Source organism: Kitasatospora sp. NPDC015120 (genome assembly GCF_043080305.1).
GTDB lineage: Bacteria > Actinomycetota > Actinomycetes > Streptomycetales > Streptomycetaceae > Kitasatospora.
Genome location: NZ_JBIBVJ010000024.1, coordinates 67,671 through 91,184, shown reverse-complemented (window position 1 = coordinate 91,184; position 23,514 = coordinate 67,671). Strand labels below are relative to the sequence as shown.

21 protein-coding genes are annotated in these 23,514 nt (G+C 72.3%); 3 read left to right on the top strand and 18 right to left on the bottom strand.

The features are described 5' to 3' along the window. Positions 1-271 precede the first annotated feature (271 nt). The gene (locus ACF1AK_RS32290) at positions 272-1,729 is read right to left on the bottom strand and encodes a replication-associated recombination protein A (protein WP_391502378.1); all 1,458 of its coding nucleotides are present in this window, start codon (positions 1,727-1,729) and stop codon (positions 272-274) included. An 82-nt stretch (positions 1,730-1,811) separates the two neighbouring features. Beyond that, positions 1,812-2,597 (bottom strand): polyphosphate kinase 2, encoded by a 786-nt coding sequence (ppk2, locus tag ACF1AK_RS32285; RefSeq protein ID WP_391502387.1) that lies wholly within the window; start codon positions 2,595-2,597, stop codon positions 1,812-1,814. 271 nt (positions 2,598-2,868) lie between these two features. On the opposite strand from ppk2, the gene ACF1AK_RS32280 reads away from it, so the two are divergent. Then, positions 2,869-3,804, top strand: a complete 936-nt coding sequence (locus ACF1AK_RS32280) for a LysR family transcriptional regulator (protein WP_391502377.1) — start codon at positions 2,869-2,871, stop codon at positions 3,802-3,804. A gap of 22 nt (positions 3,805-3,826) precedes the next feature. On the opposite strand, the gene ACF1AK_RS32275 is transcribed toward ACF1AK_RS32280, so the two are convergent. The 4 genes from ACF1AK_RS32275 to ACF1AK_RS32260 all read right to left on the bottom strand — a co-directional run bounded on the left by ACF1AK_RS32275 (position 3,827) and on the right by ACF1AK_RS32260 (position 8,203). Then, complete coding sequence (locus ACF1AK_RS32275) at positions 3,827-4,333, bottom strand: GNAT family N-acetyltransferase (protein ID WP_391502376.1); 507 nt, start codon at positions 4,331-4,333, stop codon at positions 3,827-3,829. Positions 4,334-4,434: 101 nt separating this feature from the next. Beyond that, positions 4,435-6,225 carry an aspartate--tRNA ligase gene (gene aspS / locus ACF1AK_RS32270; protein ID WP_391502375.1) on the bottom strand — a complete coding sequence of 597 codons (1,791 nt, stop codon included), beginning with the start codon at positions 6,223-6,225 and terminating at the stop codon, positions 4,435-4,437. After that, the gene (gene hisS / locus ACF1AK_RS32265; RefSeq protein WP_391502374.1) at positions 6,222-7,484 is read right to left on the bottom strand and encodes a histidine--tRNA ligase; all 1,263 of its coding nucleotides are present in this window, start codon (positions 7,482-7,484) and stop codon (positions 6,222-6,224) included. The genes aspS and hisS overlap by 4 nt, the downstream gene beginning before the upstream one ends. 11 nt (positions 7,485-7,495) lie before the next feature. Beyond that, positions 7,496-8,203, bottom strand: a complete 708-nt coding sequence (locus tag ACF1AK_RS32260) for an MBL fold metallo-hydrolase (protein WP_391502373.1) — start codon at positions 8,201-8,203, stop codon at positions 7,496-7,498. 280 nt (positions 8,204-8,483) lie between these two features. On the opposite strand from ACF1AK_RS32260, the gene ACF1AK_RS32255 reads away from it, so the two are divergent. Both ACF1AK_RS32255 and ACF1AK_RS32250 read left to right on the top strand, forming a co-directional pair. Continuing rightward, complete coding sequence (locus ACF1AK_RS32255; protein ID WP_391502372.1) at positions 8,484-9,317, top strand: peptidylprolyl isomerase; 834 nt, start codon at positions 8,484-8,486, stop codon at positions 9,315-9,317. 263 nt (positions 9,318-9,580) lie between these two features. After that, positions 9,581-10,810: a DUF349 domain-containing protein gene (locus tag ACF1AK_RS32250; protein WP_391502371.1), complete on the top strand. Its 1,230-nt coding sequence runs from the start codon at positions 9,581-9,583 to the stop codon at positions 10,808-10,810. Positions 10,811-10,891: 81 nt separating this feature from the next. On the opposite strand, the gene ACF1AK_RS32245 is transcribed toward ACF1AK_RS32250, so the two are convergent. The 12 genes from ACF1AK_RS32245 to ACF1AK_RS32190 all read right to left on the bottom strand — a co-directional run bounded on the left by ACF1AK_RS32245 (position 10,892) and on the right by ACF1AK_RS32190 (position 23,457). Beyond that, positions 10,892-13,327 carry a RelA/SpoT family protein gene (locus ACF1AK_RS32245; RefSeq protein WP_391502370.1) on the bottom strand — a complete coding sequence of 812 codons (2,436 nt, stop codon included), beginning with the start codon at positions 13,325-13,327 and terminating at the stop codon, positions 10,892-10,894. A gap of 221 nt (positions 13,328-13,548) precedes the next feature. Next, positions 13,549-14,100: an adenine phosphoribosyltransferase gene (locus ACF1AK_RS32240; RefSeq protein WP_387680964.1), complete on the bottom strand. Its 552-nt coding sequence runs from the start codon at positions 14,098-14,100 to the stop codon at positions 13,549-13,551. 25 nt (positions 14,101-14,125) lie between these two features. Continuing rightward, complete coding sequence (gene secF / locus ACF1AK_RS32235; protein ID WP_391502369.1) at positions 14,126-15,244, bottom strand: protein translocase subunit SecF; 1,119 nt, start codon at positions 15,242-15,244, stop codon at positions 14,126-14,128. A gap of 4 nt (positions 15,245-15,248) precedes the next feature. Beyond that, complete coding sequence (secD, locus tag ACF1AK_RS32230) at positions 15,249-17,048, bottom strand: protein translocase subunit SecD (protein ID WP_391502368.1); 1,800 nt, start codon at positions 17,046-17,048, stop codon at positions 15,249-15,251. A gap of 144 nt (positions 17,049-17,192) precedes the next feature. Beyond that, positions 17,193-17,618 (bottom strand): preprotein translocase subunit YajC, encoded by a 426-nt coding sequence (yajC, locus tag ACF1AK_RS32225; RefSeq protein ID WP_391502367.1) that lies wholly within the window; start codon positions 17,616-17,618, stop codon positions 17,193-17,195. 272 nt (positions 17,619-17,890) lie between these two features. Continuing rightward, complete coding sequence (gene ruvB / locus ACF1AK_RS32220) at positions 17,891-18,988, bottom strand: Holliday junction branch migration DNA helicase RuvB (RefSeq protein ID WP_391502366.1); 1,098 nt, start codon at positions 18,986-18,988, stop codon at positions 17,891-17,893. 52 nt (positions 18,989-19,040) lie between these two features. Beyond that, positions 19,041-19,652: a Holliday junction branch migration protein RuvA gene (ruvA, locus tag ACF1AK_RS32215; protein ID WP_391502365.1), complete on the bottom strand. Its 612-nt coding sequence runs from the start codon at positions 19,650-19,652 to the stop codon at positions 19,041-19,043. Next, complete coding sequence (ruvC, locus tag ACF1AK_RS32210) at positions 19,649-20,203, bottom strand: crossover junction endodeoxyribonuclease RuvC (RefSeq protein ID WP_391502364.1); 555 nt, start codon at positions 20,201-20,203, stop codon at positions 19,649-19,651. The genes ruvA and ruvC overlap by 4 nt, the downstream gene beginning before the upstream one ends. A gap of 118 nt (positions 20,204-20,321) precedes the next feature. Beyond that, positions 20,322-21,080: a YebC/PmpR family DNA-binding transcriptional regulator gene (locus ACF1AK_RS32205; RefSeq protein WP_049651428.1), complete on the bottom strand. Its 759-nt coding sequence runs from the start codon at positions 21,078-21,080 to the stop codon at positions 20,322-20,324. A 95-nt stretch (positions 21,081-21,175) separates the two neighbouring features. Continuing rightward, on the bottom strand, positions 21,176-21,793 hold the full coding sequence (gene pdxT / locus ACF1AK_RS32200; RefSeq protein WP_391502363.1) for a pyridoxal 5'-phosphate synthase glutaminase subunit PdxT: 618 nt from the start codon (positions 21,791-21,793) through the stop codon (positions 21,176-21,178). Between the two features lie 86 nt (positions 21,794-21,879). Continuing rightward, positions 21,880-22,791 (bottom strand): pyridoxal 5'-phosphate synthase lyase subunit PdxS, encoded by a 912-nt coding sequence (pdxS, locus tag ACF1AK_RS32195; RefSeq protein WP_391502362.1) that lies wholly within the window; start codon positions 22,789-22,791, stop codon positions 21,880-21,882. Between the two features lie 165 nt (positions 22,792-22,956). Next, positions 22,957-23,457 (bottom strand): hypothetical protein, encoded by a 501-nt coding sequence (locus ACF1AK_RS32190; RefSeq protein ID WP_391502386.1) that lies wholly within the window; start codon positions 23,455-23,457, stop codon positions 22,957-22,959. Between the last annotated feature and the right edge of the window lie 57 nt (positions 23,458-23,514).

Here is a 23,514-nt window from a genome sequence, read left to right as displayed (position 1 = left end):
TGACGGAGGTCGCATGTCGCGACCCGGAGAAAACCCCACCGCCCGAGGGCAGTGCGATCAGCCGCTCTCCGGAGCCGGGCACGAGAATGTGCAGGTCACACGGTCGAACCGGGAACCGGTTCGACCGCGACACCGGGACGGTGCGCGACGCTCCTGGTGCGGACCTCCCGGAGGAGGCCGACGGCCGGTGTCCCGCTGGTGCGGCCGGTCGGCCGGGGTCTCCCCCGCCGCCGTCCCGGGACATGGCACTCCGCACGAGTATACCGGCAGATCACCCGGCCCCCGACCCGGGCTGCTCCCCGCCCTCCGGCTCGCCCTTGGCCCCGGCCGCGGGCCCGGCCCCGGACGCCCCCTTCGGCTCCCCCTTGGCGGCGCTCCGCGGCTCCCCCCGCAGCCGCGCCCTGGTCCACTCCACCACGTCGGCGTACCGGGCCTCCCCGCCGTGGCGGGTCGGGCGGTAGTACGCCTTGCCGTGCACCGCGTCCGGCGCGTACTGCTGCGCCGCGATGCCCTCCGGCAGGTCGTGCGGGTAGCGGTAGCCCTGGCCGTGCCCCAGCTTGCCCGCGCCGCCGTAGTGCGCGTCCCGCAGGTGCGGCGGCACCGGCCCGGCCAGCCCCTGCCGGACGTCCGCCAGCGCCGCGTCGATCGCCAGGTACGCGGCGTTGGACTTGGGCGCCAGGGCGAGCGCGATGGCCGCCTGGGAGAGGATGATCCGCGCCTCGGGGAAGCCGATCAGCGCCACCGCCTGGGCCGCCGACACCGCCGTCTGCAGCGCCGTCGGATCGGCCAGGCCGATGTCCTCGCTCGCCGAGATCATCAGCCGGCGGGCGATGAACCGCGGGTCCTCCCCCGCCTCGATCATCCGGGCCAGGTAGTGCAGCGTGGCGTCCACGTCGCTGCCCCGGATCGACTTGATCAGGGCGCTGGCCACGTCGTAGTGCTGGTCGCCGTCCCGGTCGTAGCGGACGGCCGCGTGGTTGACGGCGGTCTCGGTGGTGGCCAGCGTGATGCTCGCCTCGCCCTTCTCCAGCGCCGCGCCGGCCGCCGCCTCCAGCGTGGTGAGCGCCTTGCGGGCGTCCCCGCCGGCCAGCCGCACCAGGTGGTCCTCCGCCTCGGCGCTCAGCTCGACCGCGCCCTCCAGGCCGCGCTCGTCGGCGACCGCGCGGCGCAGCAGCGCCCGGACGTCGTCGTCGGTCAGCGACTCCAGGGTGAGCAGCAGCGAGCGGGAGAGCAGCGGGGAGATCACCGAGAAGTACGGGTTCTCGGTGGTCGCCGCGATCAGGGTGACCCACCGGTTCTCCACGGCCGGCAGCAGGGAGTCCTGCTGGGCCTTGGAGAACCGGTGGATCTCGTCGAGGAAGAGCACCGTCTCGCGGCCGGTCATGCCGACCGCGCGGCGGGCGCCGTCGATGACCGCGCGGACCTCCTTGACCCCGGCGGTGATCGCGGACAGCTCGACGAACCGGCCCTCCACCGCCTGGCTGATGACGTGCGCCAGGGTGGTCTTCCCGGTGCCGGGCGGGCCCCAGAGGATCACCGAACTGGTCGCCGCCGGACCGCGCGACCCCGCGACCAGCCGGCGCAGCGGGGAACCCTCCTTGAGCAGCTGCCGCTGGCCCGCCACCTCGTCGAGGGTGCGCGGGCGCATCCGCACGGCGAGCGGCGCCCGGCCGGGTTCCTTGCTCTGGCGTTCCTCGGCGGCGGCGGTGAAGAGGTCCGGTTCGTCCACACCGGAAGCCTATGCGAGCCCGCCGACAGCCCGCGGCGCCTCCCGCGGACCGGCACGACCCGCCCGGCACCGACCGGCCCTCCTAGGACCCGAGCTCCGCCGCGTGGTCCGGGACGAACTTCTGGCGCTCGCGCGGGGGCCGCTGGTAGCCGCTGGAGGGCGGGCGTTCCGGCAGCTCGATCTCCGGCGGCCGCACCTCGCGGTACGGCAGCGTGGAGAGCAGGTGGGCGATCATGTTGATCCGGGCCCGCCGCTTGTCGTCGCTCTCCACCACGTGCCAGGGCGACTCGGGGGTGTCGGTGTGCAGGAACATCTCGTCCTTGGCCCGCGAGTAGTCCTCCCAGTGGGTGATCGACTCGACGTCCATCGGCGAGAGCTTCCACCGCCGCATCGGGTCCTCCAGCCGGTCCCGGAAGCGCCGCTCCTGCTCGGTGTCGCTGACCGAGAACCAGTACTTGCGCAGCAGCAGACCGGACTCGGTGAGCATCCGCTCGAAGGTCGGGCACTGGTGCAGGAACTGCCAGTACTCCTCGTCGGTGCAGAAGCCCATCACCTTCTCGACCCCGGCCCGGTTGTACCAGCTGCGGTCGAACAGCACGATCTCCCCGGCGGCCGGCAGGTGCTCGACGTACCGCTGGAAGTACCACTGGGTGCGCTGCCGCTCGGTGGGCGCGGGCAGCGCGGCGACCCGGGCGATGCGCGGGTTCAGGTACTCCGTCACCCGCTTGATCGCACCGCCCTTGCCGGCCGCGTCACGCCCCTCGAAGACCACCACCAGCCGGGCCCCCTCGGCGCGCACCCATTCCTGGAGCTTCACCAACTCGTTCTGCAGCCGCAGCAGTTCCTGCTCGTAGGGCTTCTTCGCCAGACGTTCGCCCGGAGCGGTCCGCCGGTCCGCGGCGCTCTTCTCGCGCTGGGCCTTCGCTGCCACCTGGGTGCCTCCGTTCGGTGGGTGCTGATGACCCCTCACCGTACGTCCTGGCATGGATTCCCGCAGGTCCGGGGGTTTCGGCCGGGCAGCGGCGGCCCCCTGAACCGCCGCTGCCGGGCTCCCCCGTCGACCGGTCCGAAGACCGAACGATCCACCATGACCCAGACCTGCCGGACGGGTCCAATTTCCGGTTCCATAACCTGGGGGCATGGATGTCGACACCCGCCTGCTGCGCAGCTTCGCCGCGGTCTGCGAGGAGGGCCAGCTCACCGCGGCGGCGGCCCGGCTGTTCGTCTCCCAGCCGACGCTGACCAAGCAGATCCGCCAGCTGGAGAGCGTCCTCGGGGTGGAGCTGTTCGAACGCTCGCGGCGCGGCATGGCGCCCACCCGGGCCGGCTGGGCGCTGGCGGCGCACGCGGGGGTGCTGCTGGCGGGCTGGGAGGAGGCGCTGCGCGCCACCCGGGCGGCCGCGGCGGACCAGGGCTCGACGCTGCGGGTGGGATTCGAGGGCGGCATCATCAACCTGATGAGCCGGCGCACCGTCGCGGACTTCGTCCGCCGGATGCCGGGCTGGCAGGTGGAGCTGCGGCAGAACAACTGGTTCGACCCGACCTCGGGCCTGGCCGGCGGCGAGATCGACCTGACGCTCTGGCACGCCCCGCCGTCGCTCTCCGAGCGGTACAACGTGGCCGTGCTGGGCGAGGAGGCGCGCTGCGCGGCGCTGCCGGCCGGACACCGGCTGGCCGCCCGTGCGGTGATCGACTTCGAGGAGCTGCTCGACGAGCCCTTCGTGGCGATCCCGCACGAGGCCGGGCACTGGCGCGACTACTGGCTGGCGGTCCGGGAGCGGGGCGGGCGACCTGTGCGGATCGGCGCGGTGGCGCACAACACCGACGAGTGGCTGGCCGCGGTGGTGTGCGGCCAGGGCGTCGGTTTCGCCCCGGAGACCATGAGCCGGCTGGCACCGCGCGAGGATGTCGCGTACCGGCCGGTGCGAGGGTTGAGCCCGAGCCAGGTCGGGCTCTACTGGCCGAAGGACCGGGAGCCGACGCCCGCCATGACCGCGTTCGTGCGCAGCTGCCGCGCCACGATAGGCCTGGGTGGAGAGCCGGCCCGGTGGGCCCGGACGGCTCCGTCGGTCTGACGGGTCCGCCGGCCGGACGCGGCTAGACGGCCTCGAAGGGTTCGGGGTAGTGGCACAGGCCCCGCGGGGAGCCGTCGTAGGCGGGCAGCGCGAGCGTCTGGAGGTAGCCCTCCGGCACGTCGAACGGACCGCTCACCTCGTGCCGTTGGGCCGGGATGAAGCCGAAGCGGCTGTAGTAGTCGGGATCGCCGAGCACGACGACGAGTTTCTCGCCGGCGTCCTCGGCGGCCGTCAGCGCGGCCCTGACCACCAGTTCGCCGACCCCCTTGCGCTGCCACTCGGGCGCGACGGCGACCGGCGCGAGCGCCAGCCCCCTGCCCTCGCCGACCCGCAGCCGGGTGAGCAGCGCGTGGCCGACCACCAGCCCGGAGTCGTCGACCGCGACCACCGACAGGTCCGGCAGCCAGGCCGGATCGCGGCGCAGCGCGTCGACCAGGTCGGCCTCGTCGGGGCCGGGGAAGGCGGCCATGTGGACACGTCTGGTGGCCGGGGCGTCCTCGGGACACTCGATCCTGGTACTGACCTTCACAGCGGGACCTCTCTCTGTCGCACACCGTTGTGGACCGGCCCCGGACAGCGGAAATGCCGCCCGGGGCCGTGAAAGGTTAGCCGATGTCGGCCGACGGGGTGTCAGGCCTTCGGCTGGCCCTCGGACTTGCCGTCCTCGCGGACCTTCGGCTGGGCGTCGACGCCGGCCTCGCGCCGCTGCGCCGGGGTGATCGGGGTGGGGGCTCCGGTCAGCGGGTCGCCGCCGGTGGACGTCTTCGGGAAGGCGATGACGTCCCGGATGGTGTCGTACCCGCCGAGCAGGGTGACGATCCGGTCCAGGCCGAAGGCGACACCGCCGTGCGGCGGCGGGCCGTAGTTGAAGGCGTCCAGCAGGAAGCCGAACTGCGAGGCGGCCTCCTCCTCGGACAGGCCGATCGCGTCGAACGCCCGCTTCTGCACGTCCCGCTGGTGGATACGGATCGAACCGCCGCCCAGCTCCGAGCCGTTGAGCACCAGGTCGTAGGCGTTGGACAGGGCGCTGCCCGGGTCGGTGTCGAAGGTGGCCAGCGACTCCGCGGTGGGGGCGGTGAAGGGGTGGTGCACGGCGTGCCAGCCCTGGAACGCGCCCTTGTCGTCCTCGATCGGCTCGAACATCGGGAAGTCGACGACCCACAGGAAGGCCCACTGGGACTCGTCGATCAGCTCGCAACGGCGGCCGATCTCCAGGCGGGCGGCGCCCAGCAGTTCCTGGGAGGGGCGCTCCTTGCCGGCCGCGAAGAAGATCGCGTCGCCGTTCTTGGCGCCGGCGGCGGCGGCCAGGCCGGCCAGGTGCTCCTCGGAGAGGTTCTTGGCGACGGGGCCGCGCAGCTCGCCGGTCTCGGCGTCGATGAGCACGTAGGCGAGGCCGCGGGCGCCGCGCGCCTTGGCCCAGTCCTGCCAGGCGTCGAGCTGCTTGCGCGGCTGCGAGGCGCCGCCGGGCATGACCACGGCGCCGACGTACGGGGCCTGGAAGACCCGGAAGTCGGTGCCCTGGAAGTAGGCGGTGAGGTCGGTGAGCTCCTGGCCGAAGCGGACGTCCGGCTTGTCGGAGCCGTAGCGGCCCATGGCCTCGGCGTAGGTCATCCGCGGCAGCGGGTCGGGGATCTCGTAGCCGTGGACCTCGCGCCAGATGGCGCCGATGATCTTCTCGCCGAGGGCCAGGACGTCCTCCTGGTCGACGAAGGAGGCCTCGATGTCCAGCTGGGTGAACTCCGGCTGGCGGTCGGCGCGGAAGTCCTCGTCGCGGAAGCAGCGGGCGATCTGGTAGTAGCGCTCCATGCCGGCCACCATCAGCAGCTGCTTGAACAGCTGGGGCGACTGCGGCAGGGCGTACCAGTGGCCGGGCTGCAGGCGGACCGGGACGAGGAAGTCGCGGGCGCCCTCGGGGGTGGAGCGGGTGAGGTACGGCGTCTCGATGTCGAGGTAGTCGTTCTCCTCCATCACCCGGCGGATGATGTTGTTGACCTTGGAGCGCAGGCGCAGGCCCTTGGCCGGGCCCTCACGGCGCAGGTCGAGGTAGCGGTAGCGCAGGCGCACCTCCTCGTTGACCGTGCCGGGCTCGTACTCGGCGACCGGGAACGGCAGCGGCGCGGCCTCGGAGAGGACCTCGATCGCGCTGACGACGACCTCGACGGCGCCGGTCGGGATGTCCGGGTTCTCGTTGCCCTCGGGGCGCACCCGGACGTCGCCGACCACCTTGACGCAGTACTCGGCGCGCAGGCCGTGCACCGAGTCGAGGTCGCGGACCACGATCTGCACGGTGCCGGAGGCGTCGCGCAGGTCGATGAAGGCCACGCCGCCGTGGTCGCGGCGGCGGGCGACCCAGCCGGCCAGGGTGACGGTGGTGCCTGCGTGCTCCGGGCGGAGCGTGCCCGCGTCGTGCGTGCGGATCACAGCTGCTTCTCCTTCAGGGTGGTGACGAGTGCGTCGAGGGCGACGGGGTTCTGCTCGCCGGTGGTGAGGTCCTTGAGCTGGACGACGCCCTCGGCGAGGTCGCGGTCACCGGCGACGAGGGCGAAGCGGGCGCCGGAACGGTCGGCGGACTTCATGGCGTTCTTGATGCTCTTGACGCCGAAGGCGAGGTCGGTGGCGACGCCGGCCCGGCGCAGCTCGATCACCTTGGCGAACAGGACGTTCTTGGCCTCCTCGCCGAGCGCGACGGCGTAGACGGAGGTGGCGGCCGGCAGGTCGAGGGCGACGCCCTCGGCCTCCAGGGCCAGGAAGGTGCGGTCCACGCCGAGCGCCCAGCCGACCGAGGGCAGCGCGGGGCCGCCGATCATCTCGGACAGGCCGTCGTAGCGGCCGCCGCCGCCGATCGCGGACTGGGCGCCGAGGCCGTTGTGCACGAACTCGAAGGTGGTGCGGGTGTAGTAGTCGAGGCCGCGGACCAGCTTGGGGTCGTCGACGAAGGCGACGCCGTTGGCGGTGAGCAGCTCGCGGACCTTCTCGTCGTAGGCCTTGCAGTCCTCGCAGAGGTAGTCGCGCAGCATCGGGGCGTCGCCGAGCTGGGCCTGCACCGACTCGCGCTTGTCGTCGAGCACCCGCAGCGGGTTGATCTCCGCGCGGCGGCGGGTGTCCTCGTCGAGGTCCAGGCCGGCGAGGAACTCGATCAGGGCGGCGCGGTAGACCGGGCGGCACTGCTTGTCGCCGAGGCTGTTGAGCAGCAGGCGGTAGTCGCTCAGGCCGAGCGCGCGGAAGGCGTCGTCGGCGAGGATGATCAGCTCGGCGTCCAGCGCCGGGTCCTCGGCGCCGATCGCCTCCGCGCCGACCTGCGAGAACTGGCGGTAGCGGCCCTTCTGGGCGCGCTCGTAGCGGTAGTAGGAGCCGGAGTACCAGAGCTTGACCGGCAGGTTGCCCTGCTTGTGCAGGTTGGCCTGGAGCGCGGCGCGCAGCACGGAGGCGGTGCCCTCGGGGCGCAGCGCGAGTTCGTCGCCGCCCTTGGTGGTGAGGGTGTACATCTCCTTGGTGACGATGTCGGTCGACTCGCCGACGCCGCGGGAGAACAGCTTGACGTCCTCGAAGACCGGGGTCTCGACGTAGCCGTAGCCGGCCCGGCGGGCGGGCGCGGCGATCGCCTCGCGGATCGCCAGGAAGGTCGCGGAGCTGGGCGGCAGCAGGTCGTAGGTGCCCTTGGGGGCGGTGAAGGTGCTCAACTTCTCTTCCGTCACATTCCTCGTCGCGGGAAAGCCGGGGCGCCGGCCGCCCCCGCTGCCTGCCGGAGGTAGGGGTTGGTGGCGCGCTCGCGGCCGATGGTGGTCTGTCCGCCGTGGCCGGAGAGGACCACGGTGGCGTCGTCGAGGGGCAGGCACACCCGGGCCAGCGAGCGCATGATCGCCTCGCCGTCCCCGCCCGGGAGGTCGGTTCGCCCTATGGAGCCGGCGAAGAGCAGGTCGCCCGAGAAGAGCACCGGGGGAAGGTCCTCGGCGCCGGGCGTCCGGAACGTCACCGACCCCCTGGTATGGCCGGGGGCGTGGTCGACGGTGAGGGACAGGCCGGCCAGCTCCAGCACGCTGCCGTCGGTGAGCTCGCGCACGTCATCGGGCTCGCCGACGGTCAGCTCGCCCATCAGCTGGGTGCCCAGCGAGCGGCCGAGCGCCTTCTCCGGGTCGCTCATCATGGAGCGGTCCTCGGGATGGATCCAGGCCGGCACGCCCCTGGCGCCGCAGACCGGGACCACGGAGGCGACGTGGTCGATGTGGCCGTGGGTGAGCAGGACGGCGACCGGCTTGAGCCGGTGCTCGCGGACCAGTTCGTCGACGCCGGCGGCGGCCCGGTGGCCCGGATCGACGATGACGCACTCCTCGCCCGGCCCCGGCGCGACCAGGTAGCAGTTGGTGCCCCAGGCTCCTGCGGGGAATCCGGCGATGAACACGCGCGTCCTTCGGTGTCGGTCTTCGGCTCTTCGGCGTTCCTCGCCGTGGCGGCCTCGGCTGCGGCTACGAACTGTGATGTAGGGGCAGCCTACCGGCGGTGCGGGTCCGGTTGCGAACCAGATAGGCGTGACAGGTTCACTTCGAGCTGAACGGTTCACCCCGTTCTTACGGTCGCGGTCCCTACACTTGACCGCCGATGGGTGCGATGATCCGCATCGGCGTCGCACACAGACGAAGCCCCCACATCCGCGATCAGCACATCCGTAGGAGACACAGCCGGTGGTCAGCAGCGAACAGCGGCGGCGGCAGCTCGCCCGGGAGAAGTACGAGCGCCAGATGGAGCGCCGGGCCGCCCAGGCGGCCGCGCGCAAGCGTCGCAACACGATCCTCGGTGCCTCACTCGCCGTGGTCGTGCTGGCCGGTGGCAGCACCCTGTTCGCGACCGGCGCCTTCGACTCGGACGACAAGAAGAAGGACAGCCCCGCCGCGCAGGCCGCGCCGACCCCCGCCGAGCCCACCGTGCCGGCCCGCAAGCCGGTCGAGGGCTGCGGGGAGCCGGCGGCGGGCGCGCCGAACGGCAAGCAGTGGCAGGCCGAGCCGGCCATGACCGTCGACACCAAGGCCACCTACGCGGTGACGCTGGACACCAACTGCGGCAAGGTGACGCTCTCGCTGGACGCCGCCAAGGCGCCGCACACCGTGAACTCCTTCACCTTCCTGGCCGGCGAGCAGTACTTCGACCACACCAAGTGCCACCGGCTCACCACCGACGGCATCTTCGTGCTGCAGTGCGGCGACCCGACGGCCAGCGCCACCGCCCCGGGCGGCACCGGCGGCCCCGGCTACAAGTTCGCCGACGAGAACCTCACCGGCGCCACCTACCCGGCCGGCACCGTGGCGATGGCCAACGCCGGCCCGGGCACCAACGGCAGCCAGTTCTTCCTGGTCTACAAGGACACCCAGCTGTCCCCGAACTACACCCCGTTCGGCACGATCACCGGCGGCCTGGACGTGCTCCAGAAGATCGCCGCCGCGGGCACCCTGGAGGGCGGCGGGGACGGCCACCCGATGGCCGACGTCACCCTCAACTCGGTGACCGCCGTCAAGGGTTGACCCGCCCCGGGGCCGTCCCCCGCCGCCCCGGCGGCGTGACCGGGGCGGCCCCGGACCGAAATCGCCCGGCCCGGATGCGGACAGCACCGGTCCTGGTCGCCTATGTTGGCGTTGTGTAGGGTGCCCGGACCCGCCTGCCGTCACCCTCGGCAGCAGAACACGGCGGACGGGGACGGCGGACTCATCGGTCCGCCGCACATCAACTGTGGACGACGGACGCGTACCGCCCCGGCGCGGGCGCGACGTCATGTGGAGGACGCGCTATGAGCAGCGACCCGTGGGGCCGTGTGGACGAGCAGGGCACGGTCTACGTCAGGACGGCCGACGGCGAACGCGTCGTGGGTTCCTGGCAGGCCGGCTCGCCCGAGGAGGCGCTCGCCTACTTCGAGCGCAAGTACCAGGGCATCGAGGTGGAGATCGGCCTGCTGGAGAAGCGGGTGCGCACCACCGACCTGGCCGCCAAGGACGCCCAGGCCGCCCTGGAGCACCTGCGCGAGCAGGTCACCGAGGCGCACGCGGTGGGCGACCTGGCGGCGCTGGCCCAGCGGCTGGACGTGCTCTCCGGCGAGATCGAGAGCCGTCGTGAGGAGCGCAAGGCGGCCCGGGCCAAGGCCCAGGACGAGACCCGCACCGCGAAGGAGGCGCTGGTCGCCGAGGCCGAGCAGCTCGCCGAGTCCACCCAGTGGCGGGAGGCCGGCGACCGGCTGCGCGCCCTGGTGGACACCTGGAAGGGCCTGCCCCGCCTGGACCGCAAGAGCGACGACGAGCTGTGGCACCGCTTCTCGCACGCCCGCTCGGTCTTCTCCAAGCACCGCAAGTCGCACTTCGCGGCGCTGGACGCCGAGCGCGAGCAGGCCCGGCTCACCAAGGAGCAGCTGGTCGCCGAGGCCGAGGCGCTCTCCTCGTCGACCGAGTGGGGCGACACCGCGGCCCGCTACCGTGACCTGATGGCGCGCTGGAAGGCCGCCGGCCGGGCCCAGCGCGACGTCGAGGACGAGCTGTGGGCGCGGTTCCGCGGCGCCCAGGACGTCTTCTTCCAGGCGCGCTCCGCGGTGTTCAGCGAGCGTGACGCCGAGCAGGTCGCCAACCAGAAGCTCAAGGAGGCGCTCGCGTCCGAGGCCGAGGCGATCCTGCCGATCACCGACCTCAAGGCGGCGAAGGCGGCCCTGCGCGAGGTCAACGAGCGCTGGGAGGCGATCGGCCACGTCCCGCGCGACGTCCGCCCGAAGCTGGACGGCCGGCTGAACGCGGTCGAGCGGGCCGTCCGCGAGGCCGAGGACGCCGAGTGGAAGCGCTCCAACCCGGAGGCCAAGGCCCGCGCCGCCGGCATGGTCGGCCTCTTCCAGGCCAAGGCGGACAAGCTCCGGGCCGACCTGGACAAGGCCCGGGCGGCCGGCAACGCCTCCAGGGCGGCGAAGCTGGAGTCCGAGCTGGCCGGCGTCCAGGAGCTGCTGGAGCAGGCGCACCGCAGCCAGGAGGAGTTCAGCGGCTGATCCGGTCCGCCGACGCGCACCGCACGCACGGCGAGGGCCCCCGGGGAGCGATCCCCCGGGGGCCCTCGCCGTGTCCGCCGGCTACTTGCGGGCCGAGGTGACGCGGTAGACGTCGTAGACGCCCTCGACGCCGCGGACCGCCTTGAGGACGTGGCCCAGGTGCTTGGGATCGCCCATCTCGAAGGTGAAGCGGCTCATCGCCACCCGGTCGCGGGAGGTCTGCACCGCCGCCGACAGGATGTTGACATGCTGGTCGGACAGCACCCGGGTGACGTCCGAGAGCAGCCGGGAGCGGTCCAGCGCCTCGACCTGGATGGCCACCAGGAAGACCGAGGACTGGGTGGCCGCCCACTCCACGTCGATCATCCGCTCGGGCTGCTGGCTGAGCGCCTCGACGTTGACGCAGTCGGCGCGGTGCACCGAGACGCCGTTGCCGCGGGTGACGAAGCCGACGATGGCGTCGCCCGGCACGGGGGTGCAGCAGCGCGACAGCTTCACCCAGACGTCCTCGACGCCCTTGACGATCACGCCCGGGTCGCCCTTGGCCCGGCGGCGCACCGCGCGCCGGTTGTCGTGGGTCGGGGTGGCCGTCTCGGCGAGGTCCTCGGTGGCGCCCTCCTCGCCGCCGAGGGCCTGCACCAGCTTCTGGACGATGTTCTGCGCGGTGACGTGGCCCTCGCCGATCGCCGCGTACAGCGAGGAGATGTCGGGGTAGCGCATCTCGTGGGCGAGGGTGACCAGCGAGTCGCCGGTGAGGATCCGCTGGATCGGCAGGCCCTGCTTGCGCATCGCGCGGGCGATGGCCTCCTTGCCCTGCTCGATCGCCTCCTCGCGGCGCTCCTTGGAGAACCAGGCGCGGATCTTGTTGCGGGCGCGCGGGGACTTGACGAAGCCCAGCCAGTCGCGGGACGGCCCGGCGTTCTCCGCCTTGGAGGTGAACACCTCGACGGTGTCGCCGTTCTCCAGGGTCGACTCCAGCGGCACCAGCCGCCCGTTCACCCGGGCCCCGATGGTGCGGTAGCCGACCTCGGTGTGCACCGCGAAGGCGAAGTCGACCGGGGTGGCCCCGGCCGGGAGGGCTATGACGTCGCCCTTGGGGGTGAAGACGAAGACCTCGTTGCTGGCCAGGTCGAAGCGGAGCGACTCCAGGAACTCGCTGGGGTCGGCGGTCTCCTTCTGCCAGTCCAGCAGCTGGCGCAGCCAGGCCATCTCGTTGACGGCGCCGGCCTTGTCGTCCTTGCGGGTCTGGGCCGGGGTGTCGGTGCGCACCTTGGAGGCGCCGGCCACCGCGCGCTGCTTGTACTTCCAGTGCGCGGCGATGCCGTACTCGGCGCGGCGGTGCATGTCGAAGGTGCGGATCTGCAGCTCGACCGGCTTGCCCCCGGGACCGATCACCGTGGTGTGCAGCGACTGGTACATGTTGAACTTGGGCATGGCGATGTAGTCCTTGAACCGCCCCGGCACCGGGTTCCACCGCGCGTGGATGGTGCCCAGCGCCGCGTAGCAGTCGCGGACGGTGTCGACCAGGACCCGGATGCCCACCAGGTCGTAGATCTCGGCGAAGTCCCGGCCCCGGACGATCATCTTCTGGTAGACCGAGTAGTAGTGCTTCGGCCGGCCGGTGACGGACGCGGTGATCCGGGCGCCGCGCAGGTCGCCCTGGACCTGGTCGATGACGGTCGCCAGGTACTCGTCCCGCTTGGGGGCGCGCTCGGCGACCAGCCGGACGATCTCGTCGTACATCTTGGGGTAGAGGATCGCGAAGGCGAGGTCCTCCAGCTCCCACTTGATGGTGTTCATGCCCAGCCGGTGCGCCAGCGGGGCGTAGATCTCCAGCGTCTCGCGGGCCTTCTTCTCCTGCTTCTCCCGCTTGAGGTAGCGCATGGTGCGCATGTTGTGCAGGCGGTCGGCCAGCTTGATCACCAGGACCCGGGGGTCCTTGGCCATCGCGACGACCATCTTGCGGACCGTCTCGGCCTGCGCGGCCTCGCCGAACTTGACCCGGTCGAGCTTGGTGACGCCGTCCACCAGCAGGGCCACCGAGTCGCCGAAGTCCTTGCGCAGGGTCTCCAGGCCGTAGTCGGTGTCCTCGACGGTGTCGTGCAGCAGCCCGGCCATCAGCGTCGGGGCGTCCATGCCCAGCTCGGCCAGGATGGTCGCGACGGCCAGCGGGTGGGTGATGTACGGGTCGCCGCTCTTGCGCTTCTGCCCGCGGTGCCACTTCTCGGCGACCGCGTACGCCTTCTCGATGTCGCGCAGCAGCGCCGGGTCGGCCTTGGGGTCGTTGGCCCGGATCGAGCGGAAGAGCGGCTCCAGGACGGGGTTCAGGACGCTGGAGCGCTGACCGCCGAGGCGGGCCAGGCGGGCCCGCATGCCGCCGCCGCCCGAGGGGCTGCGGCCGCCCGGGGCGGACGGGCGGGACGGGGTCGGCGCCGGACGTGCCGGGGTGGCCCCCGAGGGCGTGGGCCGGTTCTCGGGGGCGGACGCAGCGGCCGCGGGCACAACCTCGTCGGGCAAGGACACTCCTCAGGGCACTTGGCCTGCCCCCCGCGGGCGCCGGGCGGCTCGGGCCGCGCCTCGCGCAACCGGGAGGGGATGAATCTTCATGGTACCGAGCCTTGCGCCAGGACGTTCGGTCGGCCGGGCCCGCACACGCTGCGGACACACGGCCGACACAACAGCGGGCGGCGGCCGGAATGTTCCGGCCGCCGCCCGTCGTCCGATGGGCCCCGCGGGGCTCAGACCGTGACCAGCGTCTCCAGCGGGGCGCCGCCCAGGTGCGGGGTCAGCCGCTCGCGGCCGTCGAGGAAGCCCAGCTCCATCAGCACGACCACGCCGGCCAGCTCCGCGCCGGCCTCCCTGACCAGGTCCAGCGAGGCACCGATGGTCCCGCCGGTGGCCAGCACGTCGTCCACCACCAGCACCCGCTCACCGGGCGCGAAGGCGTCGCACTGCACCTCCAGCGTCGCCGAGCCGTACTCCAGCTCGTACGAGCGGCGGAACACCTCGCCGGGCAGCTTGCCCTGCTTGCGGATCGGCACGAAGCCGACCCCGGCCGCGAAGGCCGCCGGGGCGGCCAGCACGAAGCCGCGCGCCTCCAGGCCGACCACCTTGGTGGCCCCGAGCTCCGCCGCCCGCTGCGCCAGCGCCCGGGTGAGCGCGGCGAAGGCCTCGGCGTCGGCGAGCAGCGGCGCGATGTCCTTGAACAGCACGCCCGGCTTCGGGTAGTCCTGGACGTCCCGGATCCGGCTGGTGAGCAGCTCGGCCAGTGCGGTGTCGGCGGTGGTCACGAAGGGTCCTTAGGGTCGGCGGGGATCAGCGCTTGGTGGACGGACGGCCCTTGGCACGCGTGGTGCCGGCCGCCCTGCCGCGCTGACCGACCATACCCGCCGGCAGGTCCTCGTCGGCGATCTCCTCGGCGTCCCCGGTCTCCTTGGTCTCCCCGGCGTCCTTGGCCGCGGCGGCCTTGGCGTCGGCGGCGCGGCGCTGGGCCACCCGCTTGGCCAGGGCCTTCATCTCCGGCGCCTCCTCCTTCAGCTGCGCGAGCAGCGGGGTGGCGACGCAGATCGAGGAGTAGGCACCGGCGGCGAGACCGATGAACAGCGCCAGCGAGATGTCGTTCAGGGTGCCGGCCCCGAGCAGACCGCCACCGATGAACAGCAGCGCCGCCACCGGGAGCAGGGCGACCACGGTGGTGTTGAGCGAGCGGACCAGGGTCTGGTTGAGGCCCGCGTTGGCCGCCTCGCTGTAGGTGAGCTTGTTCTGCTTGGTGAGGTCCTTGGTGTTCTCCTTCACGGTGTCGAAGACGACGACCGTGTCGTAGAGGGAGTACCCGAGGATGGTCAGGAAGCCGATCACCGTACCGGGGGTGACCTCGAAGCCCACCAGGGCGTAGACGCCGATGGTGATCAGGAGGTCGTGGATGAGGGCGACCAGGGCGGCCACCGCCATCCGCCACTCGAAGGCGATCGCCAGGTAGATCGTCACCAGGATCATGAAGATGATCAGGCCGGTGAGCGCCTTGTTGGAGATCTGCTCACCCCAGCTGGGACCGATCACCTGGGTGTCGATCTCCGCGACCGGGACGCCGATCTCCTGCGACAGCTTGCCGGTGAACTCCGAGGAGGTGGTCTTGTCCTCCGAGGAGATCTGGATGCGGATCTTGCCGTTGTCGGTCGACTGCACCAGCGGGTGCGAGGAGACGATCCTGTCGACCGCGTCCTGCGCCTGCGACACCGAGAGCCCCGGCTTGGCCACGGTGTAGACCGAGCCGCCCTTGAACTCGATACCCAGGTGCAGGCCCATCGCCAGGCCGATCCCGGCGATCAGGACGATCACCGCGGAGATGCTGTACCAGAGCTTGCGGCGGCCGACGAAGTCGAAGCTGACCTCGCCCTGGTAGAGCTTGTGGCCCAGATTGGAGAAGCGCGACACGGTGTCAGGCCCCCTTCACGGCGGCGGAGGACGACGGGGTGCGACGGCGGGTGCTGCGCAGCGGCGGGCGGGCGCCCAGCCGCTTCGGGTCCAGACCGGACCACGGGTGGCCTTCGTAGAAGAACTTCCGGCGGGCCAGCAGCGTGATCAGCGGCTTGGTGAACAGGAAGATGACGACGACGTCGAGCGCCGTGGTCAGGCCCAGCGTGAAGGCGAAGCCCTGGACCTTGCCGACCGAGACCAGGTAGAGCACGGCGGCACAGAGGAAGGACACGAAGTCCGACACCAGGATGGTGCGCCGGGCGCGCGGCCAGGCCCGCTGGACCGCCGGGCGCAGCGGGGCGCCCTCGCGGACCTCGTCGCGGATGCGCTCGAAGTAGACGATGAAGGAGTCGGCGGTGATACCGATCGCGACGATGGCACCGCAGACCGCCGGCAGGTTCAGCGCGAAGCCGATCCCGGCGCCGAGCAGGCTCATGATCGAGTAGGTCAGGACCGCCGAGACGATCAGACCGGCGATCGAGATCAGGCCCAGGCCCCGGTAGTAGACCAGCGAGTAGAGGACCACCAGGATCATGCCGATCAGACCGGCGACCAGGCCGGCCTTCAGCTGGTCGCCGCCGAGCTGCGGGGAGACGGTGGTGACGTCGCTGGTCTGGAACTCCAGCGGCAGGGCGCCGAAGCTCAGCACGTTGGCGAGGTTCTGCGCCTCGGTCTGGGTGAAGCTGCCGGAGATCACGGCCGAGCCGCCGGGGATGGCGCTGCGCACGTACGGGTGGGAGACGACCTGGCCGTCCAGGACGATGGCGAACTGGTTGCCCGGCTCGGGCTGGCTGGCCAGCTGGCCGGTGACGGCGGTGAAGGCGTCGGTGCCCTTGCCGTTGAACTGCAGCTGGACCTGCCAGCCGCCGCCCTGCTGGGTGTCGATGGTGGCCTGCGCCTTGGAGACGTCCGAGCCGAAGACCGCGACCGGGCCGAGGGCGAGCTTGTAGTAGAGCCCGTTCTCGTCCTTCTGGGTGCAGGCGACGGTCGGGGTGCCCTCGCCGCTCTGGTAGTTCTTGTTCCGCTGGTCCGGCTTGGTGCAGTCCAGCGCGCCGAACTGGGCGGCCAGCTCCGGCGGAACGGTGCCCGAGGTCATCGCCGAGGACAGGTCCGGCGTGGCCGGCGGGGTGGCGGCGGCGGGGCTCGGGGCGCCGGTGGCGGCCGGGGGAGTCGCGGCGGCGCCGGTGGCGGCGGGCGCGGTCGGGTTGTCGGCCGCGAGGGCCTCACCGGCCGGACGGCCCTGCTTGGTGGCGCTCGCGCTGGGCGCGCCGGCGGCGGCCGGGGTGCCGCTCGCGCTCGGGGTGGCGGCGGCGGGGGTGCCGCTCGCGCCCGCCGACGGGGTCTCGGTCGGGGCCGGGGCCTGGATGCCGCTGGGGGCGAGGGCGAGGACCGGGCGGAAGTACAGCTTCGCGGTGGTGCCGACCTGGTCGGCCGCGCTCTGCTTGTCACCGCCCTTGGGGATGTTCACGATGATGTTGCGGTCGCCCTGGGTCTGGACCTCCGCCTCGGAGACGCCCATCCCGTTGACCCGCTGCTCGATGATCCCGGTGGCGATGTCCATGTTGGACTTGTTGATCGCCTTGGGGTCGGTCGACTTCGCGCTCAGCGTGATGCTGGTGCCGCCGGCGAGGTCGATCCCGAGGCGGGGCTTGGTGTTGCCCGTCCCGAACATGAGGGCGACCAGTCCGACGGTGACGACCAGGATGAGGGCCAGCGCCCGCCCTGGGTAACCGTCGCGCGGGCGCGACTTGGGTGTTGCCACCTTGCTCGTTTCTCCCTGTCCATGCCACTTCCCCCCACCGACCCCCGCCCGGCACGCGGCCGGGCGGGGAGTGGCGGAACTGCGGCCCTGAGTCCTGTGGGCTCGCGGCACAACGCCGCGCGGCCGGGCGGGTGCCCGACCGTACTACTTGCTCGCGGGAGCCCCGCCCTCGGCCTCGGCCTTCGCGTCGCCCTTGTCGGCGTCGTCCTTGCTGAACGACAGCGGCTTCGCGTCGGCCGGCGCGGCCTCGACCTCGGCGTCCTCGTCCGAGGCACCGACCCCCTCGTCCTCGTCCGGACGGCCGTTGATGATCGCGTCGTACTCGGCGGGATCCAGGACCGCCGCGATCGCGCTCTTGGTGAAGTGGGTGACCACGCCCGGCGCGATCTCCAGCTCGACGGTCTCCTCGTTGACCGCCTTCACCTGCGCGTACAGGCCGCCGATGGTCCGCACGCCCGCCCCCGGCTCAAGAGCCGTCTGCATCTGGGTCATCTGCGCCTGGCGCTTCTTCTGCGCCCGGAACATGAGCACGATGGCGAGGATCGGGAGGAGGAGGATGATGAGGTTCACTGCAGCCAGGGTCCTTTACGGGCCGCCGGCCGGCGGCCTGTGTGGTATTGGTCGTCCCGTCGGGTGAGAGGGGCGGTCCGGCGGAGTCTAGGCGACCCCGAACTGATCGGACAACGCCAAGCATCGCATCCTGCCGCCGAAAGTGGCGACCCTCCGCCTGCACAGTTTCCCCGGACTTCTTCCCCGGCTTCCGCAGGCGCCCCCACGGCGGGCGCGCATGATCCGCACACGCTCCGCCCTCACCCGTTCGGCTCAGCGCGACGGCGCGTCGTTCACCCCTGGTCCCCGGCGCGGTCCCCGTCCGGGGCGAAGAGCTCCGGCTGGGCCGGCACCACGCCGCCGCGCCCGGGCTGCGCCGGCGGGGTCAGACCCAGGTGCTGCCAGGCCGCGGCGGTGGCGATCCGGCCGCGCGGGGTGCGGGCCAGCAGGCCCTCGCGCACCAGGAACGGCTCGGCGACCTCCTCGACCGTCTCGGCCTCCTCCCCCACCGCGACGGCCAGCGTCGACAACCCGACCGGGCCGCCGCCGAACAGCCGCAGCAACGCGTCCAGCACCGCCCGGTCCAACCGGTCCAGACCACGGGCGTCCACCTCGTAGACGTCCAGCGCCTGGCCCGCGATCGCGGCGGTGACCACGCCGTCGTGGCGCACCTGCGCGTAGTCGCGCACCCGGCGCAGCAGCCGGTTGGCGATCCGCGGCGTGCCCCGCGAGCGGCCGGCGATCTCGGCGGCGCCGGCCGGGTCGATCTCCACGTCCAGCAGCGCGGCCGACCGGTGCACCACCCGCTGCAGCTCGGCCGGCGCGTAGAACTCCATGTGCCCGGTGAAGCCGAACCGGTCGCGCAGCGGCGGCGGCAGCAGGCCCGCCCGGGTGGTCGCACCCACCAGGGTGAACGGCGGCAGCTCCAGCGGGATGGCGGTCGCCCCGGGCCCCTTGCCGACGATCACGTCGACCCGGAAGTCCTCCATCGCCATGTAGAGCATCTCCTCGGCGGGCCGCGACATCCGGTGGATCTCGTCGAGGAACAGCACCTCGCCCTCGGCGAGCGAGGAGAGTATCGCCGCGAGGTCGCCCGCGTGCTGGATCGCCGGGCCGGAGGTGATCCGGATCGGGGCACCCAGCTCGGCCGCGATGATCATCGAGAGCGTGGTCTTGCCGAGCCCGGGCGGGCCGCTGAGCAGCACGTGGTCCGGGGCCGCGCCGCGCTGGCGGGCCGCCTGGAGCACCAGCGACAACTGCTCGCGCACCCGCTCCTGGCCGATGAACTCGTCCAGCAGCCGCGGGCGCAGCGCCGCCTCGACGGCCTGGTCCTCACCGTCGGCGGCGGCGGTCACCAGCCGGTCGGCGGGCTCGGAGTCGAAGGGGCTCATCGCGGGCGGCTCCCAGATCGGTGTCGACAAGAGGACAGGTCGTCGGATGGCTTCAGCGAGAACGGTTGAGTCCGCGCAGCGCCAGCCGCAGCAGGGCGCCCACGTCCGGAACCGGCTGCGCCTCGGCCTCCGGCGTGACCGCCGCGACCGCGTCGTCCGCCTCGCGGGGCGCGTAGCCGAGGCCGACCAGCGCGGAGTGCAGCTGCTCGCCCCACGGCGCCGGACCGGTGGCGACCGGCTTCTGCGCGGGGACCCCGCCGTGCGGGGCGCCGAGCTTGTCCTTGTATTCGAGCAGCAGCTTGGCGGCCTTGGCCTTCCCGATGCCGGGCACCGCCACCAGCGCCTTCTCGTCGCCGTTGGCGATCGCGACGCGCAGCGCGTCGGGGCTGTGCACGCCGAGGATCGCCTGCGCCAGCTTCGGGCCGACGCCGGGCGCCGCCTGGAGGATCTCGAAGACCGCCCGCTCGTCGTCGTCCGCGAAGCCGAACAGGGTCAGCGAGTCCTCCCGGACCACCAGCGAGGTCGCCAGCCGGGCCGGCTCCCCCAGCCGCAGGCCGGCCAGCGTGTTCGGCGTGCACTGCACGGCCATGCCGACCCCGCCGACCTCGACCACCGCGACGCCGCCGGACAGCGCGGCCACGGGTCCTTGCACGAAGGCGATCATCGGACGGTTCCTTTCGGGCCCTGCGGGGAGGTGGTGGTGCGGGCCGCCCGGATCGCGGCCTCCAGGCGGTTGGCGGCGCCGCCGCGCCAGATGTGGCAGATGGCCAGCGCCAGCGCGTCGGCGGCGTCGGCCGGCTTCGGCGGTGCGTCCAGCCGCAGCAGCCGCTGCACCATGGCGGTGACCTGCGCCTTGTCGGCCCGGCCGGAACCGGTGACGGCGGCCTTGACCTCGCTCGGGGTGTGCAGGGTGACCGGTATGCCGCGCCGGGTCGCGCAGAGCATCGCCACCGCGCTGGCCTGTGCCGTCCCCATCACGGTGCGGACGTTGTGCTGGGCGAAGACCCGCTCGACGGCCACCAGGTCGGGCCGGTGCTCGTCCAGCCAGGCCTCCAGGCCCTGCTCGACCAGCAGCAGCCGCTGCCCGGTCTCCGCCTCGGCGGGGGTGCGGACCACACCGACCCCGGCCATCCGCAGCGGCCGGCCCGGCGCGCCCTCGACCACGCCGACCCCGCACCTGGTCAGCCCGGGGTCGACACCCAGCACCCGTACCAAGGCTCCCCCTCCATCACCATGTGCTCCGACCTGCGAAGGCTACCCCCCGCCACCGACAGCGCCCCGAACGACACCGGCCCGGCGGTCCTGGGGACCGCCGGGCCGGGAGGGGGTGCGGTCACTCGGCGTCGAGCTGGGCACCGACCTCGTCGCTGATGTCGAAGTTGGCGAAGACGTTCTGCACGTCGTCGCTGTCCTCCAGGGCGTCGATCAGCTTCAGGATCTTGCGGGCGCCGTCGACGTCCAGCTCGACCTGCATGCTCGGCAGGAAGTTGGCCTCCGCCGAGTCGTAGTCGACGCCGGCGTCCACCAGGGCGGTGCGCACGGCGACCATCTTGGAGGCCTCGGAGACGATCTCGAACGAGTCGCCGAGGTCGTTGATCTCCTCGGGCTCCTGGTCGAGGACGACCTCGAAGAGCTTGTCCTCGTCCACGCCGTCCGCCTTGGGGACGATGACGACGCCCTTGCGGGTGAACAGGTAGGACACCGAGCCCGGGTCGGCCATCGAGCCGCCGTTGCGGGTCATCGCCACACGCACGTCCGAGGCGGCGCGGTTGCGGTTGTCGGTGAGGCACTCGATGAGCACCGCGACACCGTTCGGGCCGTAGCCCTCGTACATGATCGTCTGGTAGTCGGCCCCGCCGGCCTCCAGGCCGCCACCGCGCTTGACGGCGCGGTTGATGTTGTCGATCGGGACCGAGCTCTTCTTCGCCTTCTGGATGGCGTCGTAGAGCGTCGGGTTGCCGGCCGGGTCGGGGCCGCCGGTGCGCGCCGCCACCTCGATGTTCTTGATCATCTTGGCGAAGAGCTTGCCGCGCTTGGCGTCGATCACGGCCTTCTTGTGCTTGGTGGTAGCCCACTTAGAGTGGCCGGACATCGCCAGCTCCTTTACGTCGCCAATGGGAAATGAACAGATGAGATCTTACCGGTGCGGCGGCCGCCGCCCGACCGCGCACGGTCGGGCACGCGCGGTCACGCGGCGGCGAGGTGCTCCTCGACCATCCGCACGAAGTGGCCGTGCACCCGGTGGTCGCCGGTGAGCTCCGGGTGGAACGAGGTGGCCAGCAGGTTGCCCTGACGGACGGCCACGATCCGGCTCTCCGGGCCGTCGGCGGCCGGCAGCTCGGCCAGCACCTCGACGCCCGCGCCGACCGACTCCACCCAGGGCGCGCGGATGAACACGCCGTGCACCGGGGCGTCGTCCAGGCCCCGGAAGGCGATCCCGGACTCGAAGGACTCGTTCTGGCGGCCGAAGGCGTTGCGGCGCACCGTCATGTCGATGCCGCCGACCGTCTCCTGGTCCTCGCGCCCGTCCAGGATCTTGTCCGCCAGCATGATCATGCCGGCGCAGGTCCCGTACACCGGCATGCCGGCGGCGACCCGCTCGCGCAGCGGGTCCATCACGCCGAACAGCAGTGCCAGCTTGGACATCGTGGTGGACTCCCCGCCGGGGATCACCAGCGCGTCGACCTCGGCCAGCTCCTCCGGGCGGCGCACCGGGCGGGCCAGCGCGTCGGCCTCGGCCAGCGCGATCAGGTGCTCGCGGACGTCACCCTGCAGGGCGAGGACGCCGATGACTGGAGTGGACACTTCTCGTACCTCTTGACTCTCGAACGGACGACGCACGGCGGCCCGCCGCGCCGGTGATCACCGTGCGGCGGGCCGTCCGGGGCGCATTACCAGCCGCGGTTGGCGTACCGCTCGCTCTCCGGCAGGGTGTCGCAGTTGATGCCGACCATGGCCTCGCCCAGGTTGCGGGAGGCGTCGGCGATGATCTTCGGGTCGTCGAAGAAGGTGGTGGCCTTGACGATCGCGGCGGCACGCTTGGCCGGGTCGCCCGACTTGAAGATGCCCGAGCCGACGAAGACGCCCTCGGCGCCCAGCTGGCGCATCAGCGCGGCGTCGGCCGGGGTGGCCACGCCACCGGCGGAGAACAGCACGACCGGCAGCTTGCCGAGCTCGGCGACCTCCTTGACCAGCTCGTACGGGGCGCGCAGCTCCTTGGCGGCGGCGAACAGCTCGTTGTGGTCCAGGGCGCGCAGGTGGCCGATCTCGTTCTTGATCTGGCGCAGGTGGCGGACCGCCTCGACGACGTTGCCGGTGCCGGCCTCGCCCTTGGAGCGGATCATGGCCGCACCCTCGGCGATGCGGCGCAGCGCCTCGCCCAGGTTGGTGGCGCCGCAGACGAAGGGGGTGGTGAACGCCCACTTGTCGGAGTGGTTGACCTCGTCGGCCGGGGTCAGCACCTCGGACTCGTCGATGTAGTCGACACCCAGCGACTGCAGGACCTGGGCCTCGACGAAGTGGCCGATCCGGGACTTCGCCATGACCGGGATCGAGACCGCGTCGATGATCTCCTCGATCATGTTCGGGTCCGACATGCGCGCCACGCCGCCGTCCTTGCGGATGTCGGCCGGCACCCGCTCCAGGGCCATGACGGCCACAGCGCCGGCGTCCTCGGCGATCTTGGCCTGCTCGGCGTTGACCACGTCCATGATCACACCGCCCTTGAGCTGCTCGGCCATGCCGCGCTTCACCCGGGCGGTGCCGATCTGCGGCTGGTCTGCGGTGGTGGGGGTGGTGGACACGTGAGACCTCACTCGAAGAATGAACCAGTGCTATCGCCCTATGGTAGGCGGAAGGTACTGCCCCTCCATGCGCCACCAAGTCCAGCCGGTCCGGCGGGATACGACAAAGAGGCCGTATCCGGACCCTCCCGTCGACCTGGGCGGAACCGGGCCGCGGCCGTCCGGCTAGGCCGGAGCGCCCTGCGGGGTGAGCGCCGCCGGCGGCGCGTCGTCCATCTCGAAGGCCATCGGGAACGGCGCCTTGCCCGCCAGCCGGAAGTAGCGCACCAGCCGGTGCTCGCGCACCGCCCGCGCCGCCCGTACCGCGTCGTTGTGGAACCGCCGCGCCATCGGCACCCGCCGCACCGCCGCCGTCAGGTCCCGCACCGCGTCCTCGCCGCCCGGCTCCGCCACCAGCGCCGCCACCTGCTCGGACTCCGCGAACACCGCCCGCAGCGCGAGGCTCAGCTGGCTCTCCGCCACCTCGCGCTGCTCGTCCTCCGTCTGGCGCGCCGCGTGCGCCGCGTCCAGCAGCAGCAGCGACGCCGCCGGGTCCAGCAGCGAGGACGTCGCCAGCTCCATCGCCACCGACGCCCGGCGGACCAGCTGCGCGTCCAGCGCCGCACGGGCGGCGTCGATCCGGGCATGCAGCCGGTCCAGCCTTCCGGCCGTCCAGCTCAGGTACATGCCGAACAGCACCACGGCCACGCCGGCCCAGATCCAGGTAGTCACGGGGCGCTACGC